Annotated in this window: 27 protein-coding genes and 1 riboswitch; of the genes, 12 read left to right on the plus strand and 15 right to left on the minus strand. The window is 73.9% G+C overall.

What is annotated here, in order from left to right; translation table 11 throughout:
• Positions 1 to 107: 107 nt before the first annotated feature.
• The 3 genes from DVA86_RS19365 to DVA86_RS19375 form a co-directional block, all read right to left on the minus strand.
• Positions 108 to 947: a cytochrome d ubiquinol oxidase subunit II gene (locus tag DVA86_RS19365; protein WP_208879986.1), complete on the minus strand. Its 840-nt coding sequence runs from the start codon at positions 945 to 947 to the stop codon at positions 108 to 110.
• A gap of 467 nt (positions 948 to 1,414) precedes the next feature.
• A complete protein-coding gene (locus DVA86_RS19370) occupies positions 1,415 to 2,080 on the minus strand; it encodes a response regulator (protein ID WP_208879987.1) in 666 nt (221 codons plus the stop codon).
• Positions 2,077 to 3,420, minus strand: a complete 1,344-nt coding sequence (locus DVA86_RS19375; RefSeq protein ID WP_208879989.1) for a histidine kinase — start codon at positions 3,418 to 3,420, stop codon at positions 2,077 to 2,079. Before DVA86_RS19375 ends, DVA86_RS19370 begins: the two co-directional genes overlap by 4 nt.
• Positions 3,421 to 3,633: 213 nt before the next feature.
• On the opposite strand from DVA86_RS19375, the gene DVA86_RS19380 reads away from it, so the two are divergent.
• The 3 genes from DVA86_RS19380 to DVA86_RS19390 all read left to right on the plus strand — a co-directional run bounded on the left by DVA86_RS19380 (position 3,634) and on the right by DVA86_RS19390 (position 5,157).
• Positions 3,634 to 4,050 carry an ankyrin repeat domain-containing protein gene (locus tag DVA86_RS19380; protein WP_208879991.1) on the plus strand — a complete coding sequence of 139 codons (417 nt, stop codon included), beginning with the start codon at positions 3,634 to 3,636 and terminating at the stop codon, positions 4,048 to 4,050.
• Between the two features lie 83 nt (positions 4,051 to 4,133).
• The gene (locus tag DVA86_RS19385) at positions 4,134 to 4,724 is read left to right on the plus strand and encodes a hypothetical protein (protein ID WP_208879993.1); all 591 of its coding nucleotides are present in this window, start codon (positions 4,134 to 4,136) and stop codon (positions 4,722 to 4,724) included.
• Positions 4,725 to 4,794: 70 nt separating this feature from the next.
• Complete coding sequence (locus tag DVA86_RS19390; protein WP_208879994.1) at positions 4,795 to 5,157, plus strand: hypothetical protein; 363 nt, start codon at positions 4,795 to 4,797, stop codon at positions 5,155 to 5,157.
• A 55-nt stretch (positions 5,158 to 5,212) separates the two neighbouring features.
• Here DVA86_RS19390 and hemC read toward each other — a convergent pair whose 3' ends face one another.
• From hemC to DVA86_RS19405, 3 genes are all read right to left on the minus strand, one after another.
• Positions 5,213 to 6,148, minus strand: a complete 936-nt coding sequence (gene hemC, locus DVA86_RS19395; protein ID WP_208879996.1) for a hydroxymethylbilane synthase — start codon at positions 6,146 to 6,148, stop codon at positions 5,213 to 5,215.
• Between the two features lie 148 nt (positions 6,149 to 6,296).
• Entirely contained in the window at positions 6,297 to 6,593 is a 297-nt protein-coding gene (locus tag DVA86_RS19400; RefSeq protein WP_208879998.1) for a DUF3817 domain-containing protein, read from the minus strand.
• Positions 6,590 to 7,171: a DUF2269 family protein gene (locus tag DVA86_RS19405; RefSeq protein WP_208880000.1), complete on the minus strand. Its 582-nt coding sequence runs from the start codon at positions 7,169 to 7,171 to the stop codon at positions 6,590 to 6,592. The genes DVA86_RS19400 and DVA86_RS19405 overlap by 4 nt, the downstream gene beginning before the upstream one ends.
• A 215-nt stretch (positions 7,172 to 7,386) precedes the next feature.
• Between DVA86_RS19405 and DVA86_RS19410 the strand changes: the two genes are divergently transcribed.
• Together DVA86_RS19410 and DVA86_RS19415 are read left to right on the plus strand one after the other, a co-directional pair.
• Positions 7,387 to 8,394 (plus strand): GlxA family transcriptional regulator, encoded by a 1,008-nt coding sequence (locus DVA86_RS19410; RefSeq protein ID WP_208880002.1) that lies wholly within the window; start codon positions 7,387 to 7,389, stop codon positions 8,392 to 8,394.
• 114 nt (positions 8,395 to 8,508) lie between these two features.
• Positions 8,509 to 10,995 (plus strand): hypothetical protein, encoded by a 2,487-nt coding sequence (locus DVA86_RS19415; RefSeq protein ID WP_208880004.1) that lies wholly within the window; start codon positions 8,509 to 8,511, stop codon positions 10,993 to 10,995.
• A gap of 267 nt (positions 10,996 to 11,262) precedes the next feature.
• Here the strand turns inward: DVA86_RS19415 and DVA86_RS19420 are convergent, their stop codons facing one another.
• Positions 11,263 to 11,562, minus strand: a complete 300-nt coding sequence (locus DVA86_RS19420; protein WP_208880006.1) for an alpha/beta fold hydrolase — start codon at positions 11,560 to 11,562, stop codon at positions 11,263 to 11,265.
• 259 nt (positions 11,563 to 11,821) lie between these two features.
• A complete protein-coding gene (locus DVA86_RS19425; protein ID WP_208880008.1) occupies positions 11,822 to 12,994 on the minus strand; it encodes a MerR family transcriptional regulator in 1,173 nt (390 codons plus the stop codon).
• Positions 12,995 to 13,213: 219 nt separating this feature from the next.
• Between DVA86_RS19425 and DVA86_RS19430 the strand changes: the two genes are divergently transcribed.
• The gene (locus DVA86_RS19430; RefSeq protein ID WP_208880010.1) at positions 13,214 to 13,672 is read left to right on the plus strand and encodes a carboxymuconolactone decarboxylase family protein; all 459 of its coding nucleotides are present in this window, start codon (positions 13,214 to 13,216) and stop codon (positions 13,670 to 13,672) included.
• Between the two features lie 122 nt (positions 13,673 to 13,794).
• On the opposite strand, the gene DVA86_RS19435 is transcribed toward DVA86_RS19430, so the two are convergent.
• From DVA86_RS19435 to DVA86_RS19455, 5 genes are all read right to left on the minus strand, one after another.
• Positions 13,795 to 14,157: a deoxyxylulose-5-phosphate synthase gene (locus tag DVA86_RS19435; protein ID WP_208880012.1), complete on the minus strand. Its 363-nt coding sequence runs from the start codon at positions 14,155 to 14,157 to the stop codon at positions 13,795 to 13,797.
• A 62-nt stretch (positions 14,158 to 14,219) separates the two neighbouring features.
• Positions 14,220 to 15,047: an amidohydrolase family protein gene (locus DVA86_RS19440; protein ID WP_245997669.1), complete on the minus strand. Its 828-nt coding sequence runs from the start codon at positions 15,045 to 15,047 to the stop codon at positions 14,220 to 14,222.
• 553 nt (positions 15,048 to 15,600) lie between these two features.
• Entirely contained in the window at positions 15,601 to 16,305 is a 705-nt protein-coding gene (locus tag DVA86_RS19445; RefSeq protein ID WP_208880016.1) for a class I SAM-dependent methyltransferase, read from the minus strand.
• 51 nt (positions 16,306 to 16,356) lie between these two features.
• Entirely contained in the window at positions 16,357 to 16,935 is a 579-nt protein-coding gene (locus DVA86_RS19450) for a YdeI/OmpD-associated family protein (protein ID WP_208880018.1), read from the minus strand.
• A gap of 109 nt (positions 16,936 to 17,044) precedes the next feature.
• Positions 17,045 to 18,019: a hypothetical protein gene (locus DVA86_RS19455; RefSeq protein WP_245996788.1), complete on the minus strand. Its 975-nt coding sequence runs from the start codon at positions 18,017 to 18,019 to the stop codon at positions 17,045 to 17,047.
• Positions 18,020 to 18,256: 237 nt separating this feature from the next.
• Here DVA86_RS19455 and DVA86_RS19460 point away from each other — a divergent pair, with 237 nt between their 5' ends.
• The 6 genes from DVA86_RS19460 to DVA86_RS19485 all read left to right on the plus strand — a co-directional run bounded on the left by DVA86_RS19460 (position 18,257) and on the right by DVA86_RS19485 (position 24,943).
• Entirely contained in the window at positions 18,257 to 18,862 is a 606-nt protein-coding gene (locus DVA86_RS19460) for a hypothetical protein (RefSeq protein ID WP_208880020.1), read from the plus strand.
• Between the two features lie 179 nt (positions 18,863 to 19,041).
• Complete coding sequence (locus DVA86_RS19465) at positions 19,042 to 19,980, plus strand: NAD-dependent epimerase/dehydratase family protein (RefSeq protein ID WP_208880021.1); 939 nt, start codon at positions 19,042 to 19,044, stop codon at positions 19,978 to 19,980.
• Complete coding sequence (locus DVA86_RS19470) at positions 19,977 to 20,909, plus strand: RNA polymerase sigma-70 factor (protein ID WP_208880023.1); 933 nt, start codon at positions 19,977 to 19,979, stop codon at positions 20,907 to 20,909. Before DVA86_RS19465 ends, DVA86_RS19470 begins: the two co-directional genes overlap by 4 nt.
• 234 nt (positions 20,910 to 21,143) lie before the next feature.
• Positions 21,144 to 22,058, plus strand: coding sequence for an oxidoreductase (locus DVA86_RS19475; protein ID WP_208880025.1), 915 nt, complete (start codon positions 21,144 to 21,146; stop codon positions 22,056 to 22,058).
• A complete protein-coding gene (locus tag DVA86_RS19480; RefSeq protein WP_208880027.1) occupies positions 22,055 to 23,071 on the plus strand; it encodes a response regulator in 1,017 nt (338 codons plus the stop codon). Before DVA86_RS19475 ends, DVA86_RS19480 begins: the two co-directional genes overlap by 4 nt.
• Positions 23,072 to 23,496: 425 nt before the next feature.
• Positions 23,497 to 23,676: riboswitch (cyclic di-AMP (ydaO/yuaA leader) on the plus strand.
• A 4-nt stretch (positions 23,677 to 23,680) separates the two neighbouring features.
• Entirely contained in the window at positions 23,681 to 24,943 is a 1,263-nt protein-coding gene (locus DVA86_RS19485; RefSeq protein WP_208880028.1) for a transglycosylase family protein, read from the plus strand.
• 166 nt (positions 24,944 to 25,109) lie between these two features.
• On the opposite strand, the gene DVA86_RS19490 is transcribed toward DVA86_RS19485, so the two are convergent.
• Entirely contained in the window at positions 25,110 to 25,778 is a 669-nt protein-coding gene (locus DVA86_RS19490) for a 4'-phosphopantetheinyl transferase family protein (RefSeq protein ID WP_208880029.1), read from the minus strand.
• A complete protein-coding gene (locus DVA86_RS19495) occupies positions 25,778 to 26,692 on the minus strand; it encodes a metallophosphoesterase family protein (protein ID WP_208880031.1) in 915 nt (304 codons plus the stop codon). Before DVA86_RS19495 ends, DVA86_RS19490 begins: the two co-directional genes overlap by 1 nt.
• Positions 26,693 to 26,881: the final 189 nt, after the last annotated feature.

Consider the following 26,881-nt stretch of genomic DNA (forward strand, 5'->3'; position numbering starts at 1 on the left):
TCCTCTTCTCCTGTGCCCCCGGTCCGCCCGGGAGTCGGCGAGTGTCTGTGCGAGTTGCTGTGTCCGTACGAACTGCCGTGTCCGGATCGGCCCCGCGGGCCCCGCCCCTACGGCAGGCCGCCGCCCAGCCCGTCCCGGAACGTGCGCCACACCCGTAGCTGCGCTGCCGCCAGCGGCACCGCGGCCACTGCCAGCGCGGCCGGTACGAGCAGTCCCGGCACAAGCCCGGCTGCCGCGGCGCCGCGCAGCGGCAGCCGGGCGCCGCCGACGAGCGGCAGCGCGGCCAGTACGGCCGCGGTCAGCCCGTATGTCTGCCGTCCGCCCGTACGGCCCGCGAGCAGCCGCGCCCGCTCGAACGGCCGGCCCGCCAGCCGCAGCGCCCCGAACGCCAGCCCGTGCGCGGCGAACAGCGCGCCCACGGCCAGCGCGGTGCTCACCCCGAGCACCCCGCTCACCGAGCCCGCCGTACGGCCGCTGACCAGCCCGGCCAGCAGCCAGCCGCAGGACAGGGCCGCCGCCCAACTGCCGTACACGACCAGCGCGTCGAGGCCCCAGCGCGTACGGGCGCCCGGACGGGTACGAGGGCCTGGGCGCGTACGGGCGCCCGGACGCGTACGCGAGCCCCGCCCCGTACGGGCCCCGTGCTGCCCCCACAGGCCCGCGTCCCGCGCCGCCAGGCCGAGCAGCAGCGCGGCGAGGGCGGGCAGGTGGTCGTCCCACAGCCGTACCGCCGACTCCGGGAAGCAGCCGACGAGCGCGCCGGCCGCGAGGACCAGCAGCGCCTCGTCGGCGCGCAGGGACGGCGTGAGGGCGCGGCGTACCAGGCCCCGTTCGTACGGTCCGCGTGCCAGCCACGGCAGCACCATGCCGACTCCGACCCCGGCACCGGACAGCACGAACCAGCCGACTGTGAAGACGGCGAGCAGTACGACGGCGAGTGTCTGCACCGCGTGCTCCTTCCGTGCGGAGGCTTCCCTGCGGAGGCCGTGTCCCCCGGCGGCCGGACCGGCGAGGGCCGATCGCGTACTCAGCGTGCGGGGCCGGCCGGCCGCGGCGCGTCGGCCGTGGGTTACGAGCTGCCGTACGACCGGGGTTGCGGCGCGCCCCGCGGGCGTACCGCCCGGGTTGCGGCGACCCCGAGACGCACCCCGAGGCGGACCCCGAGACGGACCCTGACGCGCGGCGCCGGGCGGGGGGCGAGGATCGAGCCGTCCGGGGGGCCGCCGGGGACGGCCGCACCGGGCTACGGGCTACGGGCTACGGGCTACGGGCTACCGCAAGGAAATGTTCATGGCGCCGCGCGCGCACGACGCGCTGTTCCGCTGACGGGCGGGCGCATCGGCCGTACGACGGCCCGGTCCGTCCGCCATCCGCCCCGGCGCAGCCGCATCACCAACCTGTCCGAACAACACACCTAGCCGAGCCAGCCCGGCGTGATCATGCCCGACTCGTAGGCGAGGATGACCAGTTGGGCCCGGTCCCGTACGTCGAGCTTCGTCATCACGCGGCTCACGTGCGTCTTCGCCGTCGCCGGGCTGAGTACCAGCCGCTGCGCGATCTCGTCGTTCGAGAGGCCCGCGCCGACCAGGCCCATCACCTCGCGCTCGCGGTCGGTCAGCGCGTTCAGCCGGGGGCCCGGCTCCGGGCGCTTCACGCGGCCCGCGAACTCCGCGATGAGCCGCCGCGTCACCGCCGGCGCGATGAGCGCGTCGCCGCGCGCCGCGACCCGTACACCGTGCAGCAGCTCCATCGGCTCGGTGTCCTTCACCAGGAACCCGGACGCGCCGGCGCGCAGCGCGCCGTACACGTAGTCGTCGACGTCGAAGGTGGTCAGGATGACCACGCGGACGCCCTCCAGCTTCGCGTCGGAGACGATCTCGCGGGTTGCCTCCAGGCCGTCCCGCTCGGGCATGCGGATGTCCATCAGGACGACGTCGGGGCGCAGTTCCCGCGCGAGCCGCACGGCCTGTACGCCGTCGGCCGCCTCGCCGACGACGTCGATGTCGTCCTCGTCGGCGAGGATGGAACGGAAGCCCGCACGTACGAGGGTCTGGTCGTCGGCCAGTACGACCCTGATCACCGGGCCTCGCCGCCGCGGTCGCCGTCGGTTTCCCCGGTTTCCCCGGTTTCCCCGGTTTCCCCGGTTTCCCCGGTGCCCTCGGTGTCCTCGGTGGGCGGGTGCACCGGAAGGCGGGCCTCCACGCGGAAGCCGCGCACCGCCCCGCGCGTACCCGGATCGCCCGCGTCCGCGCCACCCGTACCCGGATCGTCCGTGCCCGGATCGTCCGCGGCCCCGTCCGTCCCCGGCACGTTCTCCGCGGTGAGCTCGCCGCCCAGTGCCCGTGCCCGTTCGGCCATGCCGCTCAGGCCGCTGCCGCCGGGCCGTTCGCCCGGGGGCAGCCCCTTGCCGTCGTCCTCGACCCGCACCCGTACTCCCACCTCGCGCTCGTAGCGCACCGTCACCACCGCGGCCGACGCCTCCGCGTGCCGCACGATGTTCGTCAGCGACTCCTGCACGATCCGGTACGCCGCCAGGCCCACCTGGGGCGGCAGCGGCGGCGCGTCCTCCGGTACGTCCACGACCGTACGCACCTCCAGCCCCGCCGCGCACGCGCGGTCCGCCAACTCCCCCAGCTGCCCCAGCCCCACGTCCGCCGGCGCCGTCGGCGCCGCCTCGTCCACCTGCCGCAGTACGCCGAGGGTGGCGCGCAGCTCGCGCAGCGCCTCGCGGCTGCTGTCCCGGATCGCCTCCATCGCGGGCGCCATGTCGGTGGCCGTGCCCTTCGCGTAGCGATGCAGGGCGGCGGCGGACTGCACGTTGATCAGGGAGATGTTGTGCCCCAGGACATCGTGCAGTTCCCGGGCGATGCGCAGGCGCTCCTCCGTCGCGGACTGCCGCGCCCGTACGTCCTTCTCGCGCTCGGCGGCCAGCGCGCGCTGCTCCACCTCGCGGAGGTACGCCTGCCGCGTACGGTGCGCGTGCCCCACCGCGATCACGCCCACGAACCACCCGGCCAGCAGGAAGATCGACGTGTCGTCGACGTGCCTCTCGTCCGGGCCCGACACCAGCTCGACCAGCGTGATGCCCAGCGTCGTGACCAGCGCCAGCGTGACGGCGGCGACGAGATGGCCCGCCGCCACGACCGTGAACAGCGAGACGACGAAGGCGATCAGCAGCAGCGGCACGTCGCGGTAGGCGACGGGGAAGTACAGGGCGTTGCAGACGAGCGCGGTCAGCGCGACCGGCACCGGGTACCTGCGCAGCCACCACAGCGCGCCGCAGCCCACCACGGTCAGCGCCCAGGCCAGCAGCGTACGCAGCACGGACCCGCCCGGACGGGTCGCGACGTCCCACACGACCACGGCCGCGAGCAGCGGCACGGCCACGCCGGGAAGGATGCGCTTCGCAGTCACGGGCATGCGGGGAAGCGTACGTAAGGTGGGCGCCACCGGCACCGGGACGGCGCGTACCGGCACCTCGGCGCGGGCACCCGCCCGTACCGGCACCTCGGCGCGGGCACCCGCCCGTACCGGCGGACCACCCGCCCGTACCGGCGGCCGGCCCGGCACGGCGGACCGGCACGACCGGCCACGGCACCCGCCGCAGGCACGACGACGAGAGGACGGACCGCGATGACCGACGCACCGCTGCCCGAGAGCAACGAGCCCGCGCACGACCCCGAGGTGCTGCAGCTGGCCGCCAAGATCTTCGATCTCGCCCGGCATGGGGGCACGGACACCATCGCCGCCTACGTCGACGCGGGCGTCCCGGCCAACCTCACCAACGACAAGGGCGACTCCCTCATCATGCTCGCCTCCTACCACGGCCACGCCGCCGCAGTCCGCTCCCTCCTGACCCGCGGCGCCGACCCCAACCGCCCGAACGACAAGGGGCAGACGCCGCTGGCGGGCGCCGTCTTCAAGGGCGAGGACGCGGTGATCGAAGCCCTGCTCGACGGCGGCGCGGACCCACGGGCGGGCCAGCCGTCGGCGATCGAGACGGCGCAGATGTTCGGCAAGACGGAACTGGTGGAACGCTTCGAACGCTGACTGCGCCCGGCCACGCGCCGTGATCCGCGACCCGTCTCCGCGTCACCCGCCCTGGCTCATGCTCACGGCTCGGGTTCGAGCACGTGCCGGGGCGGTCCGCCGACCTCTCCCCGGGCTCCGCCGACCTGCCGCGGCTGGCGGCCCTGCTCACCACGGTCGGGCGCCTCACCGCGGGCTCGGTCCCGATACAGCGGCTCGGGCAGCGCTGGTCGATGACCACGTGGCGCGACGCGGCCCGTTCGGGTGCGCTCCTGTCCGGCTGGCAGGCGGCGTACGCCGGGAGGCTGGCCGAGTTGGAGGCCCGTACGCCGGGCCTGGTCGCCGGCGAGGCGGTACAGCACACGGACATGACGCCGCACAACTTCCTCGTCGCGGACGGCGGCGTACGGCTCACGGGCTGGTCGTGGCCGGCCCTCGCGGCGCCCTGGGTGGACACCGCGCTGCTGGTGCACCGCATGATTGCCGCCGGCCACACCGTGGTGGAGGCCGAGAGGTGGGCGGACCACGTCCCGGCGTGGTGGAGCGCGGCGGAGGAGGCGGTCAGTGCCGTGGCCGTCACGGTGCTCGGGCTGTGGCAGGCCCGGAGCCGGGCCGACCCGGCGCCGTACCGCGCGCAGTTGGCCGGGGCGGGGAGCGCCTGGGTACGGTGCCGGCTCGGCGTCCCCGGCCCCTGAGGCCGGGAAGGGGACGGGCCGCGGCGGAGCCCGGGACCCGTCCCGGGGCAGCGTCGATACCTTCCGGGCGATGACTGCGAACAAGACACGTAGACCGCCGGTGCCCGTCACGGCGGTGACCGCGCTCATCGCGCTGCCTGCCCTCGCCTTGATCGTGATCGCGATCATGGCCTTTGCCGAGGGCGGCCCCGCCGGCGCCCTGTTCCTTCTGCTCGCGCTCCTTCCGAGCGCGGCAGCCCTCGGGCTGTGGCAGGGCAACCGCGGCGCCCGCGTCGTGGTGATCATGATCGGAGCGGCCGTCGCGATCATGCCCGCCGGCGGCGCCTCCGGCGTGAACGGCCCGGCCCGGATCGTGTACGGGCTCACCATCGTTCTGCTGCTGGCGGCGCCCAGGTCTTCCCGCGACTGGTTCAGCCGTCACCGTCGGCCTTGAAGGAGTCCGTGCGCGGTGGCCGCCTTGAAGCAGTCGGCCTTGAAGGACGAGCAGCTCAGTGCGGGATCGAGTCGATCAGTTCGCGCGCGCCCTGGCGCAGCAGGGCGACGGCCACCGACGTGCCGAGCGTCGGGGGGTCCAGCGGCCCCGCCCACTCGTGCGCGTCCAGGACGACCTTGCCCTCCGGGCTGAAGACGCGGGCGCGCAGTGAGAGCCGGCCGTCGCGTTCGGCCTTGGCGTAGCCGGCGATGGGCGAGTTGCAGTGGCCCTGCATGACGTGGAGGAACATCCGTTCCGCGGAGGTCTCGCGCCAGGCCGCCGGGTCGCCGAGCGCGGAGACGGTGCCGATGGTGTCCTCGTCGTCCTCGCGGCACTGGAGCCCGAGCACTCCGGCGCCGATCGGCGGGCACATCGTCTCGACGGGCAGGATCTCGGTGATCCGGTCCTCCCGGCCGATGCGCTCCAGCCCGGACACCGCGAGGAGCAGGGCGTCGGCCTCGCCGGCCTCCATCTTCTCCATCCGCCGGTTGGCGTTGCCGCGCATCGGCACGCACTCCAACTCCGGGTGGGACATGGCGAGCTGAGCGATCCGCCGTACCGACGAGGTGCCGATACGGCTGCCCGCGGGCAGCTCGTCCAGCGTCAGCCCGCCGGGGTGGATGACCGCGTCGCGGATGTCGTCGCGCTTGAGGTACGCGGCGAACATGGTGCCTGCGGGCAGCGGCCGGTCGGCCGGCACGTCCTTCATGCAGTGCACCGCCAGGTCCGCCTCGCCCGCGAGCAGCGCGGCGTCCACCTCCTTGGTGAACGCGCCCTTCCCGCCGAGTGCGGACAGCGACCCCATCCACCGGTCGCCGGAGGTGGTCACGGGCACCACTTCGGTACGGATGCCGGGGTGCAGCCGCGCCAGCTCGGCGCGTACCCGCTCGACCTGGGCCAGGGCCATCGGCGAAGCCCGGGACACGATACGGATCAGCTCAGGGGTGGACATGTAACCACGATAGGGCGTCCGTCTCGGGTCCTGAGCAAGAACCCCTTGTGTTCGCGGTACGGCGAACGGTCACCGCAGGTCACCGCCGTACGGCCGCCAGGCGGGGCGGTCAGGCGGGGCGGTCAGGCGGAGCGGTCAGGCGGGCCGGTCAGCCCGTGGTGCGGTCGGCCGCGGGCGCCGAGGACACGAGGCCGAGGTGGCGGCGGCTGAGCAGCCCGCCGATCCCGGGGACGACGGCGAGGGCCGCGGCCCGCGTACGTACGCCGCCCGCGGCTCGTACGGCCGCCACGACCACGAAGAGGTAGGCGCAGCCGTGCGTGGGGCCGGCGAGCGAGGACACGGCGGGCGTGTGCGCGGTGGCGAGGTTGGTCAACAGGACGATCAGCGAGACGATTTCGACGTGCGCGGCGACGAGCAGCGCGTCCGGGCGACGGGACACGGTCACGCTCCCGTCGTGGAGCCGGGGCGGACGATCATCAGCACGGTGACGATCGCCCAGAGCAGGTTGAACACGCCGGTGTACATGCCGAGCCGGGCGGCCGTACGGGACACGGACACGGTGGGCGTACGGATCGCGGTGGGCGTAGGGGGCGGGGCGGCCGTATCGGCGTCCGCGCCGCCCGGGTCCCCGTCCGGGTCCGAGTCCGCACCGGCGTCCGCGTCCGTGCCGGTCAGCCGCGCGAGGGCCGCCTCCTGCCCCGGCAGCACGCACAGCACCAGCACGGCGGCCGCGACCGCCGTCAGCACGATCGACGTGATCAGCCACGCGTCGCCGAGCACGCCGAGGCTGCTGGCCGTCGCGAACCCGAAGACGGGGACCACGATCCCGATGACGACGTAGACCCGGCAGATGCGGTGCAGCGTACGGACCACCGCCACGCCCTGCGGGTCGGCCGCCGCGGCGGGCCCGGCCTCGGGCGCCGCCCGGCGGAGCGCGGCGGGGAACATGCTGGCCGCGACGGCCACCGGCCCGATCGCGAGGATGGCCGCCAGTACATGGACGGCGAGGAGGAACTTGGTCACGGAACGGGCTTCCCTACGGTGCTGGGCCCGGCAGGGCCGGCGGGCGCGTCGGCCCCTCACGCTAGGGAACGGCCGCCGGGACGGGGAGTGGCGCTGATGCCATACATCAACTGATTCTCGCCATCAGCCCGTTCGCCCGCGTGGCCAGCCCATACGGGTCCTCGGCCCCGCCGTACCGGCTTGGCAGGAATCCGTCGACCGCCTACGGTGCGGCCATGCACACCGTGGCCGTACTCGCCCTGGACGGGGTCGTACCGTTCGACATGTCGACGCCCATCGACACCTTCGGCCGCGCCCGGCTCCCCGACGGCCGCGACGCGTACCGCGTCCGCGTGTGCGCGGCCACCGAGGAGGTCGAGGCCGACGGCGGCGTGTTCACGCTGCGCGCGCACTGGGGGCTGGAGGCGCTGGCGGAGGCGGACACCGTCGTCGTGCCGGGCACGCCCGACGTGTCCGCGGGCGTGCCGCCCGAGGTGGCGGACGCGCTCCGGGCCGCGGCGCGGGCGGGCACGCGTATCGCGTCGATCTGCGTGGGCGCGTTCGTCCTCGCGCAGACCGGGCTGCTGGACGGGCTGCGCGCGACGACGCACTGGGCGGCCACCGGTGAACTCGCCCACCGGTACCCGGAGATCAAGGTCGATCCCGACGTCCTCTACGTCGACAACGGCCGGATCCTGACCTCCGCCGGCGCCGCCGCCGGGCTCGACCTGTGCCTGCACATGATCCGCTGCGATCTCGGTACGGCGGTCGCCGCCGACACCGCCCGCATCTGCGTGATGCCGCTGGAACGGGACGGCGGGCAGGCGCAGTTCATCGTGCACGAGCCGCCCGCGCCGGACGGCGCCACGCTGGAGCCGCTGCTGCGCTGGATGACGGAGAACTCCCGGCAGGAGCTGACCCTCGCCGACATCGCCGCCCGCGCCGGTATGAGCACCCGCACGCTGAACCGGCGCTTCCGCGAGCAGACCGGCACCACGCCGCTGCAGTGGCTCCAGCACACGCGGATACGGCACGCGCAGCACCTGCTGGAGACGACCGCGCACTCCGTCGAACGGATCGCCGCGCAGACGGGGTTCGGTTCGCCGACCGCGTTCCGCGACCGCTTCCGCCGGCACGTGGGCACGAGCCCGTACGCGTACCGGCGCGCCTTCCGCTCCACGCGGCGGCAGCCGGGCCCGCCCGCAACACCGGTCCCGGCGGCACCGGCACCCGCCGGGGTCTGAGGCGGGGCGGGCCAACGGCCGGGCGCGGGGCGGGTCTTGCTCCCCCGCCTTGCTCCCCCTTGCCGTCCCACGGCCGCCCCCGCGTTGTCAGACCCCTCCGTTACGGTCCTGACCATGACCGATCACGACCCCGCCCTTCCGCGCGAGAACGTCCTCGACATGCCGAAATCCTGGCAGCGGCATCTGCACCCCAGACGCGGCGGCGCGCCCGGACCGAAGATCAAACGGGCCACGGTGGGCGAGGAGGAGCTGCGTGCCCCGTACGCCGACGTGATCGAGAAGGTGCTCGCGCACCGCCGCACCGACCCGGCGCTGGCCGCGGCGGCGCGGGAGCATCTGGCCGGGACGGTGAGCCCGCTGGGCGCGGCGGCGGTCGCGGCCGTCCCCGAGTCGGAGTTCCACAGCGGTGAGATGACCGCGCGGTTCGTCGACGCCTGGGTCACGACGCACGGTCTGCGGTTCGCCGTCCACGCCTTCCTGGAGCGCTGCGACATCGAGGTCGGCGGTTACGGCGCCGCCAAGAGCGGCCTGGTCCTGCGCGACGGCGCCGGTCTCGACTCCCGGTCTCCGGACGCCGCCAAGAGGCTGCGGCTGCTGCTCGCGGCGGCGGCCGACACCGAGTACGGGGACGTCGTCGATCTCCTGGCCGGGCTGCGCACGACACCGGTGCGGCAGGCGCTCAGCGCCTACCTCGTGCCGACGGAGCACGCCTGGGTGGACGAGTGCTGCGCCGCGCCGGAGCACTCCATGCCAAGGGAGCTGCTCCTGCGCGCTCTTGGCTTACCCGCGCACCTGGACATGCTGGGCTCCGCGGCACACATATCGGTCTCCGACTGCTACGACATCGGGAACCTCGTCACCCTCGCCGACGGCGTGGGGCCCGCGATCGCCCCGTATCTGGCGGAGGCGTTCGGCGAGCACCACGACGAGCCCCGACGGCGCAAGGCGCTGCTGGAGGTGCTGGGCAGACTGCCAGGCGACGAGGCGTTCCGGCTGATGCTGGACCGCGCCGGGAACGCGCACATGCGGACCGCGCTGCGCGAGACCATGCGGCGCTTCCCGGTGCGCGCGGTACGTCTCCTCGCCCCCGCCACGGCCGGCGGGGACGCCACCGCGCAGGAGCTGCTGACGGACCACCTGCGTGCCCACGCCGAACTGCTGCCGCGCATGCTGCCCGAGCTGCCCGACGACACCCGCGCGACCGTCGAGAAGCTGTCCGCGGCGGACGGCCGGCTCCCGGAATCCTCCGCGGACGCGCTGCCGCGGCTCCTCGTGGACCCACCCTGGGCCCGTACGGCGCCGAAGGCCAGGCCCGTCGTGCTCAAGGGCCTGTACGCCCCCGAGGAGCGGACCATGGCGTGGGCACCCGGCGAGCGCGAGACCTGGCGGCGTACGGAGCTTGCGAACCCCGGCCGGAACAGCGTGACGCTGGAGCCCGCCCCGCCGCCGGGCAGGCCGGACGAGGTCTGGGAGAAGCGGATGGCGAACATCCGGGACGGGGTGGCGGTCGAGCCCGTCCAGGCGGAGCTGTACTGGCAGGCCGGGATGTTCGCGAAGGGGCCCGAGGAGCTCGTACGGCCCGTGCTGCGCGAGTGGGCGCCGGACTGGCGCAAGCAGCGGGGCTTCGGGAACCGCGGGCCGTGGAGCCCGGACGGCTGGCTGCGCACCCTCATAGCCCGCTTCGAACTGGACGCGCTGCCGGTCACGTTGGACTACGCCCGGTCCCGCCCGGCGTACGGCCCGGAGCTGCTGCTGCCGTTCCGCTCCGGCGAGGTCGCGCAGGCGATGGCCCACTGGCTGCTGAACACGGAGGCGGCGCGGGAGGCGGCGGTCGCCTGGTTCGCCCGGCACGGGCGGGCCGCGCTGCCCCATCTCGTACCGGTCGCACTGGGCAAGGCGGGCCGTGCCCGTACCGCCGCCGAGTACGCGCTGCACTTCCTCGCCGGCCAGGAGGGCAGGGACGCGGTGCTCGACGCGGCGCGGGAGCACGGTGAGCGGCCGGCCGAGCTGGTGGAGGCGCTGCTGGCCGGCGATCCGGAGGAGCTGCGGCCGCCCAGGAAGATCCCCACGGATCTCGGCGTGGACGCCGAGGTGCTGCCGCAGGTGCTGCTGCGGGGCCGCGAGCGCGCGCTGCCCGTGCCCGCCGTGCGCCACCTGCTCACCCTGCTGGCGATCACCGCGCCCGCGGACCTGGACGCGGGCCAGGGCCGGATACCGGACCCGGATCCGGACCTCGCCTCTGTGCTGGACGCGTGCGACGGGCAGTCGCTCGCCGAGTTCGGCTGGGCGCTGTTCCGGCACTGGCAGGAGCACGGCGCGAAGCCCATGCACGCCTGGCAGTTCACCGCCCTGGGCCGCCTCGGTGACGACCGGACCGTACGCCGCCTCGTCCCACTGATCCGTGCCTGGCCGGCGGAGGACGGCCACCACCACGCGGTGCGCGGACTCGACGTACTCGTCCTGATCGGAAGCGAGTCGGCGCTGAGCACACTGCGCGGCCTCGCCCAGAGCGTGAAGTTCAAGGGGCTGAAGAAGCACGCACAGGAGAAGGCCGAGCAGCTCGCCACGGCCCGCGCGGCACAGACGGGAGCGGCCCCGTGACCGGCTGAGTTCGGGCGTGGCCCGCAAACCGCCGCGCAGCTCAGGGCGGCTCAGGGCGGCCCGGCGCCGTTCAGCGCGGCTCAGGGCCCTTCGCCCGCCTTGCCGGGCCCGCCCTCCGCCATCACCCGGTCCAGGGCCTCCGGCTCGGGGGTGCCCTCGTCCACGAACGGGAAACGGCCGCATCGACACCGCCGGCGGATTTTCCGGAAGGTTTTCCGGAGAGTCGTCCGGAGTGCTTTCCGGAAGGAGAAGGGGGGCGGGACGACGTTACGGCGGCCCCGCGAAGTCCCGTACGGCCGCCACGACCGCCTCCGGGTCCTCCTCCGGGATCCAGTGCCCCGTGCCCGGCACGACCAGGCCGGTGACGTCCTCCGCGACCTCCCGCATCATCTCCTCGATGAGCGGCCCGGTCGTGCTGATCGCGCCGCCGACGGCCAGCACGGGCACGGTCAGCCTGCCGTTGCGCCGCAGTGCCGCGCGGTTGTCCTCCGCGTCCTGGTCGAACGTGCGGTACACCTCGAACCCGGCGCGCATCGCGCCCGGCGCGGAGTACGCCGAGACGTACACGTCGAGGTCGCGTCGGTGACGGCGGAGGGGTCGTACACGCCGGGCTCGATGTCGGCCATGCCGTGGGTGAGCCGGGGGGCCGCCCGGTGGTCCGTACGGCCCGCGGGGCCGTCGGGGTACTGATCAGCGGGCACGTGCACGCTCCTTCGCCGTCGGTCGTCCGGCCGCCGGTCGGTCCGTCGTCCGGCCGCCGGTCGGTCCGTCGTCCGGCCGTCCGTTCGTCCGGTCCATGCGCGCGCCCGCTCACCGCGGGCGCCGCCTACGCCGTACGCGGCAGCACGTCGGCCACCACACAGCTGACGTTATCCGGACCGCCGAAGCGGTGCGCGGCGGCGACCAGTTCGCGTACGGCCCGGTCGGGCTCGCCGGCCGCGGCGAGCACGTCGCGCAGGTCACCGCCCGGTACGACGGCGGACAGGCCGTCGGAGCAGAGCAGGTAGCGGTCACCGGGCCGTACGTCGTGCAGCCGCACGTCCGCGTCCACCTCCGGGCCGCCCGCCAACGACCGCGCCAGCAGCGACCGCTGCGGGTGCGAGGCCGCCTCCTCGGGGCTCAGCCGGCCCTCGTCGACGCGCGCCTGCACCACCGTGTGGTCGTGCGTGATCTGCCGGAGCCCGCCGTCACGCAGGACGTACGCGCGCGAGTCCCCGATGTGGACGAGTGCCAGCTGCGAGCCGGTCCACAGCATGGCGGTCAGGGTCGTACCGGACTCGGCGGGCAGCGCGTCCCGGGCCGCGTTGTGGACCGCCGCGTTGGCGCGGGCGACGGCGTCCTCCAGCACGTTGAGGAGGTCGCCGGCCGGGACGCTCCCGAGGCCGGAACCGGAACCGGAATCGGGACCGGAATGGGAACCGGGACCGGGTCCGGAGCTCGAACCGGAACCCGGTCCGGCCGTCTCCAGCTCCCGTTTCAGCACCTCGATGGCGGCCGCGCTGGCCGGTGCGCCCGCGCCGCCGTAGCCGTCGGCCACGGCGAACAGCCGCGAACCGGCGTACGCCGCGTCCTGGTTGCCGTCGCGGACCAGCCCGGCGTCGGACAGTGCGGCGTAGCGGATCTCCGGCGGCGGCGTACGAGTCTCGGACATCTCGGGTTCCTTCCCGGACAGCTGGTCGACGAGGAACGCGGCGAGGTCCCGCCGGGCGGCGGTGTCGGCCTCGACCCGCGACCAGAACGCGCGCACCTCGCGCGCCGCGTCCGGCCCCGGCAGCCCGCACACGTGCCGGATCTCCGCCAGCGGCATGCCGATCCTGCGCAGCCACGCCACCAGGCGGGCCCGCTCCAGCTGCGCGGGCGCGTAGAGCCGGTAGCCGGTCGCGGGGTCGACGCGGGCGGGCGGCAGCAGGCCGAGCTCGTCGTACAGCCGCAGGGCCTTCGGCGACAGGCGGGACGCCCGCGCGAAGGCCCCGATCGTCAGCAGCGCCGTACTCGCCATGCCCGCTCCCTCCCCGCTCCCTCTTCCCCGCTCCGGATTCCCCGTTCCCCGTTCCCCGGCCGGGCGGTCGGCCCGGCACGGCCGATGCTGCGGCCTCCCCCAGGGACAAGGTCAACGCCCGCCGTCACACTCGCCCGCCGCCGTACGTCAGTGGAATGCCGGCGCAGGAGCGCGGCACCCAGGCAGGCCGTTCGACGGCCCAGGCAACAGGAGAACGTCATGCAGGCACGTACACGAAACCCCGCGGTGGTCCTCCCCGGCATCACACAGCCCGTACTCGACCTGCTCAAGGTCGCGCGGGACGGCGGCGTACCCGGGCACACGCTGGAGCTCGTCCACCTGCGCGCCAGCCAGATCAACGGCTGCGGGTACTGCGTGGACGCGGGAGCGCGCAGCGCCAGGAAGGCGGGCGAGAGCGAGGAGCGGCTGTTCGCGGTGGCGGCCTGGCGCGAGGCGCCGTACTTCACCGACGCCGAACGCGCCGCGCTGGCGCTCACCGAGGCCGCGACCCGGCTCAGCGACCGCGCGGACCCGGTGCCGGACGAGGTCTGGGACGAGGCCGCGCGGCACTACGACGAGCGGGGGCTGGCGGCGCTGACGCTGATGATCGGCGTGACGAACCTCTTCAACCGGTTCAACGTGACCACTCGGCAGCCCGCGGGGGCGGCCGACTGGTAAGCCGGGGCCGCCGGGCGGGGCTGCTCAGGACGGCTCCGGCAGGTCCGGCAGGTCCGGCAGGTCCTTGGCAGGTCCGGCAGGCTCAGGACCGCTCCGGCAGGCTCAGGACCGCTCCGGCAGGCTCAGGACCGCTCCGGCAACTCCGGCCGTACGAGTGCCGTGGCGAACGGCTCGCCGGTGACCCGGGCGTACGCCATCCGTTCGCGCACCTCGCCCAGGGTGCGCGGGCGGTAACCCGGGCCGTCGCAGCAGCTCTTGTGGAACCGGACGCCCGCGTGCAGCAGCACCGACAGCACCCGCCACGCCTCCGTGTCCCGGCGCTTCGGCGGCGCGAAAGCGGAACCGACATGGACCATCGCACGCGCACACCGCGGACACCGCCGCTCCGCGGACTCGCCCGCGCGCGGCACACCGATCCGCGGGTGCGGCTGCTTGTACGAGGCCCGGCAGGGCAGGCAGACGAACGAGGTCTTCGCGTGCGGCATACGGCCAGACTAGGGCCGGGGACCGCGCCGCCTCCACGCTTTTCCGCACCGCAAGGTGCGTGCTACAGGCCGAACAGCCGCGCCGCGTTGTCGTGGCAGACGGCCCGCAGCCACGCCGTACCCAGGTCCGTGCGTTCCAGCGCGTGGAGCGCGTCGGCGTACGAGTACGGGATGTTGGGGAAGTCCGTGCCCAGCAGCACGCGGTCCCCGAGGTCCGCCAGCCGCGGCAGCGCACGGCGCGGGAACGGCGCGGCCTCCTCCACGAACGCCGTGAAGGCCATGGTGGTGTCCAGGGTGACCCGCTCGTACCGTTCGGCCAGCGCCAGGAACTCCTCGTACTCCGGCATCCCCAGGTGCGCGACCGTCAGCGGCAGCCGCGGATACCGCGCCAGCAGCGCCGCCACCGGGCCGGGCCCCGTGAACGGCCCGGGCACCGGCCCCGACCCGCAGTGCGTCACGACGGGCACGCCCGCCTCGGTCAGCAGCGCCCACACGCCGTCCAGCAGCGGGTCGTTGGGGTCGTACGCGCCGACCTGGAGGTGGCACTTGAACACCCGCGCGCCCTGCTCCAGCGCGCGCCGTACGTCGTCGAGCGCGCTCGGCTCCGCGTAGAACGTCGCCGTGTGCAGGCAGTCGGGGGTGCGGGCGGCGAACTCGGCGGCCCAGTCGTTCAGCGAACGCGCCATGCCGGGCTTGTGCGGATAGAGCATGGACGTGAACGCCCGTACGCCGAAGCCGCGCAGCGTCTCCAGCCGCTGCCGCTCCTCGTGCCGGTACGTGATCGGCCAGTGACGGCCGACGAGCGGCCCGGCGGCGTCGAAGTACGCCCACACCTTGGCGAGCAGGCGCTGCGGCATGAAGTGGGTGTGGACGTCGACGAGTCGGGACAGCCCGAGGGAACGGCGGAAGGCGGCGACGTCGGCGCGCTCGTCGCGTGCGGCGCGCTCGTCGCGTGCGGCGCGCTCGTCGCGTGCGGTGCGTGCGGTGCGGTGGGGGTGTACGGCGCCTTCGTCGCGTACGGCGTCCCCGTCGCGTACGGCGTCGGCGCTCTCGCCCGCGTCCGCTGCGGCGGTGTTCTCCCCAGGTACGGACCTCGGCACCCGGACCTCCTCCCGTTCACCGCGCCGCCACCCTGCCCACCCGGCCGGTGCGCGCGGCGCCTACGGGCCAGGGTGGCACGGCCGCACCACGCCTCCGTCCGCACGCCCTCTCGACGGCGCCCGCCACCAATCCCAGCCCGTCGGCACGCCCTCTCGACGGCCCAAGCCACCACTCCCAGCCCGTCCGGCGATTGAGGACGGCCCTCAGCCACAACGGGCCCGAACCCGGCCGACTACGGTCCAGGCATCGGACCCTGTGCCGCCGCGTGGCCGCCCCGGACCGTCCTCAAACGCCGGACGGGCTTGACGGGACAAGGCCCGCTCCCGGCTGCGGGCGGCGCGGCTACTCCGGGCGCCGCGCCAGTACGTACGCCCTGCGGGTCTCGGCCTCCGCCGGGTAGCTCGCGCGTTCCAGCTGCGCCTCGACGGCGAAGCCCGCGGTCGTCAGCGTCTCGGCGACACGCTCCGGTTCGAGGAACCGGAAGTCGACGTCCACACCGTGCCCCCACCACTCGTCGAGGTGCCGCACCTCGGTCCCGGCGTGGAACGCCAGCAGCAGCAGTCCGCCGGGCCGCAGCACCCTGCGCATCTCGTCGAACGCCGGGCGCAGCCCGTCCGCTTCGAGGTGGATGACGGAGTAGAACGCGACGGCCGCGGCGAACTCGCCGTCCGCCGCCGGGAGTTCCCGCAGGTCGCCGACGCGGAACTCGACGCGCGGGTAGCTGCGGCGGCCGACCTCAACCATCTCCGGCGAGAGGTCGATCCCGACCGCCCGCACACCGCCGTGGCCGGCGAGCCAGTCCGCGACATGTCCGGGTCCGCACCCGAGGTCGGCGACGAGCCGCACGGCCGCGTCGCCCGCCCCTTCCTGCGCGCCCTGCACGCCCTGCACGCCCTGCACGCCCTGCACGCTCTGCTCGAGCAGCGCCGCGAGCAGCGCGCGGTCCAGCGGTTTCGCGGCGAGCTCGTCGCCCAGGCGTGCCGCGTACTCCTCGGCGACCGCGTCGTAACTCTCCCGCGTCCGCCGCCCGTTCCCGGTGTCCGTCATGCCGCAGTGTGGCACGCGCCGTCGGTCACCCCCCGTCCGGCAACCCCTCTGTCACCCGCGCTCCGCCAGCGCGCGCAGGGCCCGTTCAAGACGGGCCTGCCTGCCCTCCGGCGTACGGGCCTGGAGCAGCGGCAGGATCAACTGGTACCGGCCGGTCTTGTCCAGCGCCTCGTACGCCTCCCTGGCCGCGGGGTCCGCCTCGAGCGCCGCGGCGAGGTCGGGTGGCGTCACCGCCGTCTTCTGCGACGCGTACGCCCGCTCCCAGCGCCCGTCCTCCTGCGCCTTGCGCACCTCGGCCAGCCCCGGCTCGCGCATGCGCCCGGCGGCGGTGAGCTCGGCGACCTTGTCGACGTTCACCTGGGACCACAGGCTGCCGGGGCGGCGGGGGACGTACTTCTGGAGGTAGTACCGCTCGTCGAAGGCGCGCCGCTGGCCGGAGATCCAGCCGTAGCACAGGCCGGTGTCGACGAGCTCGTCCTCGGTGACCGATGGGATGCCGGACTTCTTCTTGGCCATCCTGATCCACACGCCCTCGTGGCGCGTGTGGTGCTCGGCCAGCCAGCTCTCGAACGCCGCGGCGTCCGGGAAGGCGATGACCTCGACCCCGTCCAGCTCATCCAGCTCGCCCATACGCCTCAGGCTAGCCGCGCCGGAGGGCGTACGCCGTGCGCGCGCAGGGCCGTTACGGCTCGGGCAGTTCGATGTGCACGCGGCCCGGCGCGCCAACGTATCCCGCGGCTCACCCGTGGCGGCGGAACCAGCGGCGCTTGCGCGGGCGCGCACCGGGCCCGTCCCCGGCACCGTAACCGTCCGCGGCGTCCTCGCCCTCGCCCTCCTCGTCATCAAACAGGAAGTACGTGACCGGCCCGGAGAGCCGGGACGCGGGGCCCGTCTCCGGGGCCGCGGTGACGAACACCAGCCGCCGCCCCCGGCTGGGCGACTCGATCGGCACCACGCGGGTGCGGTGCAGCAGTCCGCCCTCGCTGATCATCCCGTGCCGCTCGTAGAGGCCGACCAGTACGAGGCCCATCCGGCGCTCCAGTTCCTCGCCGTCCCGCTCGTCCGCCTGGTTCACCTGCGACCGTACGGTGAGCCCCGCACGGTCCTGCCAGGCGCAGGCCAGATCGACCAGCTGGTCGGCCTCCTCCTGGCTGGTCGGCGTTTCCCGCCAGAGGATCAGGACGTGCTCCAGCTTCTCGGTGAACGGGTTGGCGGGCATCCCGCGCGGGCGCCCTGTCGGCAGCACCGGCACGCCCAGCTCGCCGCCGCAGCTCTCGTACGGGCAGCTGCGGTCCCGCGGGTCGAGGCAGTCGCGGCACAGGGAGTAGCGGCAGGCCTGGCACTGCAGGCCGACGGGGTTGGACACCACGAAGTTCTCGGGCTCGACGGGGACATGGCCCGAGTACCAGAACCGCGCGCAGCCGGCGCACTCCGTCGCCACGGGCGCGAAGTACGGGCTCCCGTGCTGCTCCGGGGTCACCGGCTCGACGACGTCCGGGTCGGGCGTACCGCGCTGCCCGGCGTGCAGGAGCATCAGCGCCCAGCGGTACGCCTCCGCGTCCCTGCCCTCCGTACGCAGGAACCGCAGGATCACGTCGAGCGCGGACCTGTAGCGGCGCTCGTGCCACAGCCGGTCGACCTCGTCGGTCAGCTCGGGCTCGGGCAGCGGGTCGTGCCGCGCGGGAAAGTGGAACGCCTCGACATCGTGCCGCACCCCTCATCACCCCTCCACGCACCGACCCTCGTACGGGCCCCTCGTACGGGCCCTTCGTACGGGCCCCTCGTACGGGCCACGCACCCTAGCCCCGCCCCCTCGGGACGGGTCCCGGGCTCCCGAGCCGCGGCCGTCGGGCAGCCCTCGGGCAGCCAGCCGGTCAGCCGCCGTGCATCCGGGTCGACCGGGGCCGGCGCGGCGAGAGATCCTCGGTGCGCACCGGACCGAGGAGACGTTTTGCTCACCACGTATCAGCGGCGGTTGCGGAAGCACTACCTCGCCGCTCCCGTCATGCCCGCACCGGAACCGTGGCAGCCGGTCGTGGAGTACGGAACCCCCGTCGGCGGGCTGCTCGGCATCGGCTTCGCCGTCCACGCCGAGAGCGGACACGACCTCGTCATGGTCGTCTCCCACGACGGTCACGGGCTGTTCGACGCGGTCACCGGCGAGAAGATCGCCCGCGACCGGGACCCCGACCCGGCGACCAGTACGCCCGACGCGCACCCCGACCTCACCTGCCCCGGGCTCGGGCCGGTCCAGGGCACCCGGGTGCGCATCGCGGGCCTGTTCGGCGGCGGTCTGCACAGCACCACGCCGGACGGCTGGGGCCTCGACGTCGTCAGCCCCGACTGGCCGCACCACCGCGTCTTCCTGTCCACGGACGGAGGGCTGCACAAAGGGCCGCCGGGAGAGAAGTGGTGGCACGTCTTCCACGCCGATTACTCCGAGCTCCGCGCAGCGGGCTTCTCCCCCTCCGGCCGCACCCTGGCGGTCGCGACCAGCAGCGACCTCACGCTCTGGACGCGCCCCAAGCCCCGGCACGGGCCCCGGCACGGCGCGTGAGGGGCGGGGCTCAGTCGCGGGCGCCCGCCGGGTTGGTGTCCTGGCCGAGGCAGGTGCCGTATCCCTCCGTGACCAGAGGGCCATCGGCCCGTACGCGGCCGCCGTACGCGCCCGATGTCACAGATCACGGAGCCTGTCTCGTCCCGTGGGCGAGGGACGAGTCGGGTGTCGGGAAGGTGATGGCTGTGCGGGTGTTCGTGGCAGGCGGGACCGGGGTCGTGGGGCGGCGGCTGGTGCCGCGGCTCGTCAGCAGGGGGCACCACGTGACGGCCACGACGACGAGCGCCGCCAAGCTGGCCTCCCTGGAGCGGCTGGGCGCGGAGGCCGTCGTGATGGACGGGCTCGACCCGGCGTCGGTCGGCGAGGCGGTGGCCTGGGCGCGGCCGGACACGCTCGTGCACCAGATGACCGCGATCTCCGCGGCGCACGCAGGCAAGCCCGATCTGAAGCACTTCGACCGCTGGTTCGCCCGCACCATCCGGCTGCGTACGGAGGGTACGGATCATCTGCTGGCCGCCGCCCAGGCGACCGGCGTCAGCCATGTCGTCGCGCAGAGCTACGCCAACTGGAACGGCATCCGCAGAGACGGCTGGATCAAGACCGAGGAGGACCCGCTGGATCCGGAGAAGGGAACGGTCGCACACAAGGGGGCCGAGGCGATCCGCCACCTCGAGGAGGTGGTCGTCGGCGCCGGCGGCGCGGTCCTGCGCTACGGCGGGCTGTACGGACCGGGCGCCACCGACGACCAGGTGAAGCTCGTACGGAAGCGGCAGTTCCCGCTGGTGGGGCGCGGCACCGGGCACGCCTCGTGGGTGCACCTGGACGACGCGGCGAGCGCTACCGTACTGGCCGTGGAGCAGCGGGCCAGGGGCGTGTTCAACATCGTGGACGACGAGCCGGCCCCCGCCGGCGAGTGGCTGCCGCATCTGGCGGCCTGTGCGGGCGCGAAGCCGCCGGTGCGGGTGCCCAAGTGGCTGGCCCGGCTGCTGGCCGGGGAGGTGGCGGTGACAATGATGACCGAGGGGCGCGGCTTCTCCAACGCCAAGGCCAAGCGCGAGCTCGGCTGGGAACCGCACTATCCGTCGTGGCGGCAGGGCTTCCGGGAGGCGCTGGGATGAACCGGACCGAGGAGTTCGAGGAGCTGCGGCCGCTGCTGTTCGCGATCGCGTACCGCATCCTCGGGAGCGTGAGCGAGGCCGAGGACGCCGTCCAGGAGAGCTGGCTGCGCTGGGCGGCCTCGCCGACCCAGCCGGCGTCCACCAAGGCGTTCCTCTCGGCGGTGGTCACCCGCGTCTCGATCGACGTACTGCGGTCGGCGCGCGTCCGTCGGGAGGAGTACGTGGGGCCGTGGTTCCCGGAGCCGCTGCTCACCGACACCGACCCGTACCAGGACCCGGAGCGCTCGGCGGAGCTGGCCGACTCGCTGTCGATGAGCGCGCTGCTCCTGCTGGAGCGGCTGACGCCGCTCGAACGCGCCGTGTTCGTGCTGCGGGAGGTGTTCGGGTTCGGCTTCCCGGACATCGCGTCGGCCGTGGGGCGTTCGGACGCGGCGTGCCGGCAGCTCGCAGTACGGGCGCGGCGCCACATGGACGAGGGCAGGCCCCGGTTCGAGGCCGACCGGCAGGAGCGCGAGAAGCTCGCCGAGCGGTTCTTCGACGCGTTCAGGGACGGCGACGTCGACGGGCTGCGCGAACTCCTCGCCGCCGACGTCCAGATGGTCGGCGACGGCGGCGGCAAGGCACCGCAGTGGGCCAACCCCATCAACGGCGCCGACAAGGTGGCGCGGGTGCTCGCCTCGTTCGTCCACCCGCTGCACCGGATCGGCGTGGTGGTGGAGCCGCACGAGGTGAACGGCCAGCCGGGCGCGATCTTCCGCGACGCGGCCGGGAAGGTCTTCAACGCCCTCGTGCTCGACGTGCTGGACGGCCAGATCCAGGCGATCCGTTCGGTGATCAACCCCGACAAGCTCGCGCACGTGGGCCCGGTGGTGGCGGATCCGTGGGCGCTCGCGCGGGCGGCACAGAAGGCACGCCGCGAGAACCCGTGACCCGTGAGGTGAGGGGGGTGGAGGGATGAGGTGTCCCCTAGACCCATCTGACGCGGCCGACGAAGGCTTAGGGGTGGACATAGAGATCATCCTCCGACGTGCCCCGAGTCCTTCGCTAAAGGCTTCGTCGGCAGCTGCAGACGTGTATAAGGGGCAGGCGCAACGCTGTGGCCTCCGAGGAGACGCCACTCACGGGTCAGGCGGCCGGCGGCGAGGCGAGGAGTACGACGGGCGATGGGCTGGACAGCACGGGACATCCCCGACCAGAGCGGCCGCACTGCGGTCGTCACGGGTGCCAACAGCGGGCTCGGCGAGGTGACCGCGCGGGAGCTGGCCCGGCGCGGCGCCCGGGTCGTCCTCGCGTGCCGCAGCGAGCGACGCGGCAAGGCGGCCGTCGAACGACTGCTGGCCGAGGTGCCGGAGGCGCGGGCGGAGTTCCGTCCGCTGGACCTGGCGGATCTGGGGAGCGTACGGGCCTTCGCGGCGGGGCTGCCGTACGACCGGCTCGACGTGCTCGTCAACAACGCCGGGCTGATGGCCGTGCCGTACGCGCGGACCGCCGACGGCTTCGAGACGCAGTTCGGCGTGAACCACCTCGGGCACTTCGCGCTCACCGGCCTGCTGCTGGACCGGCTGCTGGCGTCGGAGTCGGCGCGGGTGGTGACCGTGTCGAGCATGATGCACGCGCTGGCCAACATCGACATCCGCGACCTCAACAGCGAGCACCGCTACCGCCGCTGGGAGGCGTACTGCCGCTCCAAGACGGCGAACCTCCTCTTCACCCGCGAACTGGCCCGGCGCGCCGACGGACACGCGCTCACCGCCGCCGCCGCGCACCCCGGCTACTCCGCGACGGAACTCCAGACCAAGGGCCCGCGCCTGGCCGGCCGGCGGGCCGGCGAACGCGCCATGCGGCTCGCGAACACCGTTGTCGCCTCGCCGCCGGACCTGGGCGCGGCGCCCAGCCTGTACGCGGCGACCGCGCCCGGTGTCGTACCGGACTCGTTCACCGGCCCGCGCGTGCTGCTCGTACGCGGTGCCCCCGGCCCGTCCTGGCGCGCCCCGTGGACGCGGAACGACGTGGCGGCGGAGCTGCTGTGGACGGCGTCGGAGCGGCTCACCGGCGTGCGGTACGGGGCGCTGGGATGAACGGCGGCACCAGCGGCGGGACCGGCACCGGCACCGGCACCGGCACCGCGGGCGGACGCCGCCACGGTGCCGGTGTCGCCGGACCGCCCGTCCGCGTGCTCGTCGTGGACGACGACTTCATGGTGGCCCGGCTGCATCGCACGCTGGTCGAGCGGACCCCGGGCTTCACGGTCGTCGGGGAGGCACGCAGCGGCGCCGAGGCGCTGGCGTCCGTGCGGGAACTCCGTCCGGAGCTGGTACTGCTGGACATGTACCTTCCGGACATTTCGGGCCTGGATGTGCTGCGTGAGCTGCGCGCCGCCGAGGAGCCCGGCACACACGGGGTCGACGTCCTGGTGGTGACGGCCGCACGGGACGTGGAGACCGTACGGGGCGCACTGCGCGGCGGCGCCGTGCACTACATCGTCAAGCCCTTCGAGGGCGGCACCCTGCGGGAACGGCTGCTGCAGTACGCGCACAGGCGGCAGGAGCTGGCGGACCTGGGCGCGGCGAACCAGGCGGACCTGGACCGGGTCTTCGGCGGCGGTGGCCGTGGCGGTGGCGGTGGCGGTGGCGGTGGCGGTGGCGGTGGCGGTGGCGGTGGCAACGGAAGGGGTGTCCGTACGGGCGCGGGCCGCGCGGCCTCCGCGGGCGACCGCACGGAGGGCGCACCGGGCGGGGGCGGCACGTACGGCGGGGCGTACGGCGGTGGGCCGCGCGGCGGCGGACAGCGCGCCGCGACGGCGGCACCCAGCCTGCCCAAGGGGCTCACCGCGCAGACGGCGGCGCTCGTACGGCGCACCCTGGACGGCTGCCCGGAAGGACTCTCGGCCTCCGAGTGCGCCGAACGCAGCGGCCTCTCCCGGGTCAGCGCCCGCCGCTACCTCGAGCACTTCGTCGCTACCGGACGCGCCGAGGTGACACTCCGCTACGGCACGACGGGGCGCCCCGAGCGCCGTTATCACGCCACCCCACCGCCGGGGCACGCGGGGGGCGTTGCGGGGGCGGCCGACCCGGACCAAGGCAGACAGTGACGTACGGAAGCGGCTAACTCCCGACATTCACCGAGACTTGGCGAGCAACTTGAGCCGCATATCCCCTAAGAGCAATAAGTCCGTTTCAGTCGTTTCGGCGTGAATGAGACCGTCTGCGATGCGGCGTGACGTGACTAACAGAACCGCCCCCGGCAATACGTCACTCACCGCACGGCAATGCCTTACGTCCGGTCAACTCTCCTGGCATGCGGCCCTTTTGGCGTTGCCACAGCAAAGATCGAAGCTAACGGAGAGGTAACGGCCCGCAGCACACCGTGTATACGGGGCCCCTCGAATTCCCGGAGCCGGGCATGGGTAAACGAACGCTCCTTGCCGGGACGAATTGGTTGTGTTTTCGTTTCGAATCCCGCCGCAACTTACGCGGCGGGCCTCGCCGGGACGCCTAGTCCTGCCGCCCGGTGGAGGAGCCAACGTCACCGAACGGCAGGAGCGGGGGACCCAGGTAAGTGCCGGCCGTGCGCCACAGCACCGGACGGCTTGGGGTGAAGTCACGCGGACAGTGTGGCCACAACACACTCGTGCGTGACCGGGCAACTCCAGCCCGAACCCGACAGCTCACCTCGCAGGCGTAGGAGAGGAAGCACCACTATGTCTGCACGCGGACGTCACCGCCGCCCCCGCACCCAGCGCATCGCGCGCGCCACCCTCGCCCTCACGGCGGGCGGCGCGGGCATCGCCCTGCCCCTCATGGGCGCGGGCAACGCGAACGCCGCCTCGGTGGACACCTGGGAGAAGGTCGCCCAGTGCGAGTCCACCGGGGACTGGAGCATCAACACCGGCAACGGGTACTACGGCGGCCTGCAGTTCAGCCAGAGCACGTGGGAGTCCTTCGGCGGCACCGAGTACGCGGCGACCGCCGACCAGGCCACCAAGGAGCAGCAGATAGCCATCGCCGAGAAGGTGCTGGCCGAGCAGGGCCCGGGCGCCTGGCCGAACTGCGGCCCGAAGGCCGGTCTCTCGCAGAACAGCGGCGACCCCGACATCGACCCGTCGGGCCAGGGCGGCCAGGCGCAGGCGAAGCCCGAGGCCAAGGCCGAGCCCAAGGCCGAGCCGAAGAGCCAGCCCAAGGCCGAGGCCCCGGCCGCCGGCGCGGACAAGCGCGACGACGCGCCCGCCGCCGACCGGAGCAAGCGCGACGCCAAGCCCACCGACTACACGGTGAAGTCCGGCGACACCCTCTTCAAGATCGCCAAGTCGCAGGGCGTCGCGGGCGGCTGGGAGCGCGTCTACGAGGGCAACCGCGAGGTCATCGGCGACGACCCCGACCTGATCTACCCCGACCAGCGGCTCTCCCTGGACGGTTCGGGCGCGACCAAGTCCCACGCCTCCCGCTCCGAGGCCCGCCCCGAGGCCCCGGCGCCGCAGCCCAAGCAGGAGTCGAAGCCGGCGCCCAAGCCGGAGTCGAACGGTGGCGAGAAGGCCGCCGACTCCGCCGACAGCAACAAGGGCGGCTTCCAGAAGCCGGTCGACGCGCCCGCCAGCACCCCGTACGGCGCCTCCGGCGGCAGCTGGTCCAGCGGCAGCCACACCGGCGTCGACTTCTCCGCCTCCAGCGGCACCCCGGTGAAGGCCGTCACCAGCGGCACCGTGGTCTCCGCCGGCTGGGGCGGCGCGTACGGCAACGAGGTCGTCGTCAAGCACTCCGACGGCCGGTACAGCCAGTACGGCCACCTCTCCTCGCTGTCCGTCTCCGCCGGCCAGACCGTCGGCGCGGGCGACCAGCTCGGCCTCTCCGGCTCGACCGGCAACAGCACCGGCCCGCACCTGCACTTCGAGATCCGTACGGGTCCGGACTACGGCTCGGACATCGACCCGCTGGCCTACCTCCGCGCCAACGGCGTCTCGGTCTGACCGAAGGCCCCACCCGGCAAGCCCAAGAGGGCGCCGCCCCCGAATGGGGACGGCGCCCTCTGCGCATACCAGCGCCCACCCCATCCCGCCGCCACGGCGCGCGACCCGCACAGCGAGGGTCCGGCGGAATACGCGACCGGCCGGAAGCGGCACGTGCGGCGAAGACCTACCGCGGCAGATGGATACCCGTCACGATCAGCCCGTCCCGTACGAGCCAGCGGCCCGAGAAGCCGCGCATGTGCGTGCCGCCGATCAACGGCGCGGGCACCAGGAAGCGCGCCTCAAAGGTCCGTTCGGATTCGTCGACCTCGATTTCCGCTTCCACGAAGTCGAGTTCGATTCCCGTCTGCGGATACCACGTTTTGAAAACGCTCTCCTTCGCACTGAACAGCAGCCGGTCCCAGTGCACTTCGGGCCGGCGTGCGGAAAGCGCGCTCACCCATTTCTGTTCGGACGGAAGCGAGATCGCTTCCAGGACGCCGTCCGGCACGGGCCCGTTCGGTTCGGCGTCGATGCCGATCGCCAGGGATCGGGACGCGCGGGACACGACCGCCGCGCGGTAGCCCTCGCAGTGGGTCATGCTGCCGACGATGCCGTCGGGCCACTGCGGCGCCCCGCGCTTGCCGGGCAGCAGCGGCGCGGGCGGCAGCCCGAGCCGCCCCAACGCGGCGCGCGCGCACGCCCGTACGGTCGTGAACTCCCGCCGCCGCTGCGCCACCGCCTTCGCGATGACCTCGGCTTCCTCCGGGTACAGGGCGGCACCGGGGCCGCCGCGCGACGTGTCGTCGTACGCCTCTTCGGCGAGGACGATGGAGGGCAGTATCTCCTCGATCATCAGCGGCCCTGCCCCGCGGCACCAGCCGACCCGGCGGACGCTCCCGCAGCGGAAGACCCGCCCGCGGAAGACCCGCCCGCGGACGGCTCCGGCAGGATCTGCCGGAGCGGCGTACGGGGCGGCCGCGGCCGCCACTCGCGCGGGTAGCCGACGGACACCTCCTCGAACCGCACCCCGTCGTGCCAGGTGACGCGCGGGATGTGCAGGTGCCCGTAGACGACGGCGGCGGCACGGAAGCGCGTGTGCCAGTCGGCCGTCAGCTCGGTGCCGCACCACTGCGCGAACTCCGGATACCGCAGCACCCGCGTGGGCTCGCGCACCAGCGGATAGTGGTTGAGCAGCACCGTGCGGTGCGCGGGGTCGATCCCCTCCAGCCGCTCCGTGGTCGCGGCGACCCGCGCGCGGCACCAGGCGTCCCGGCTCGGGTACGGGTCTGGGTGCAGCAGATACTCGTCCGTGCACACGACCCCCGCGTCGTGCGCGACGCGCAGCGACTCCTCCTTGGTGAAGGTGCCGGGGGCGCGGAACGAGTAGTCGTACCCGACGAACAGCGGAACCACCGTGACGGGCTCGTCCCCGCCCTCCCACACCGGGTACGGGTCCTCGGGCGTCACGACCCCCAGCTCGCGGCAGAGCTCCACCAGCCGCAGATACCGCTTCTCACCGCGCAGCTCCACCGTGTCCTGGGGATGGGTCCACAACTCGTGGTTGCCCGGCGTCCAGATCACCTTCGCGAAGCGGGAACTCAGCAGCCCCAGCGCCCACTCGATGTCCTCGAACTTCTCCGCGACATCGCCCGGCAGCAGCAGCCAGTCCTGGTCCGAACCGGGCCGCAGGCCCTCCGCGACGGCGCGGTTCTCCTTGTACGCCACGTGCAGATCGCTGACAGCCAGCAGTCTTCCCGACGACGACACGTACAGCCTCCCCCTGTTGCCCCCGCGCGGCGCACTGCCTCGCACCGCGCGCACGACGGCCCAGCGTACCCACCCACGACGACACCCCGCCCCCACGCCCACCCCGTACGACACCGGCACCCAACTCCCGTACGCCCGCCCTGAGTACGGGCACTCATGCCGCCGCTGACAGTCTCCGCTACCGTCGAT

Origin of the sequence: Streptomyces armeniacus, assembly GCF_003355155.1 — a bacterium.
GTDB lineage: Bacteria > Actinomycetota > Actinomycetes > Streptomycetales > Streptomycetaceae > Streptomyces > Streptomyces armeniacus.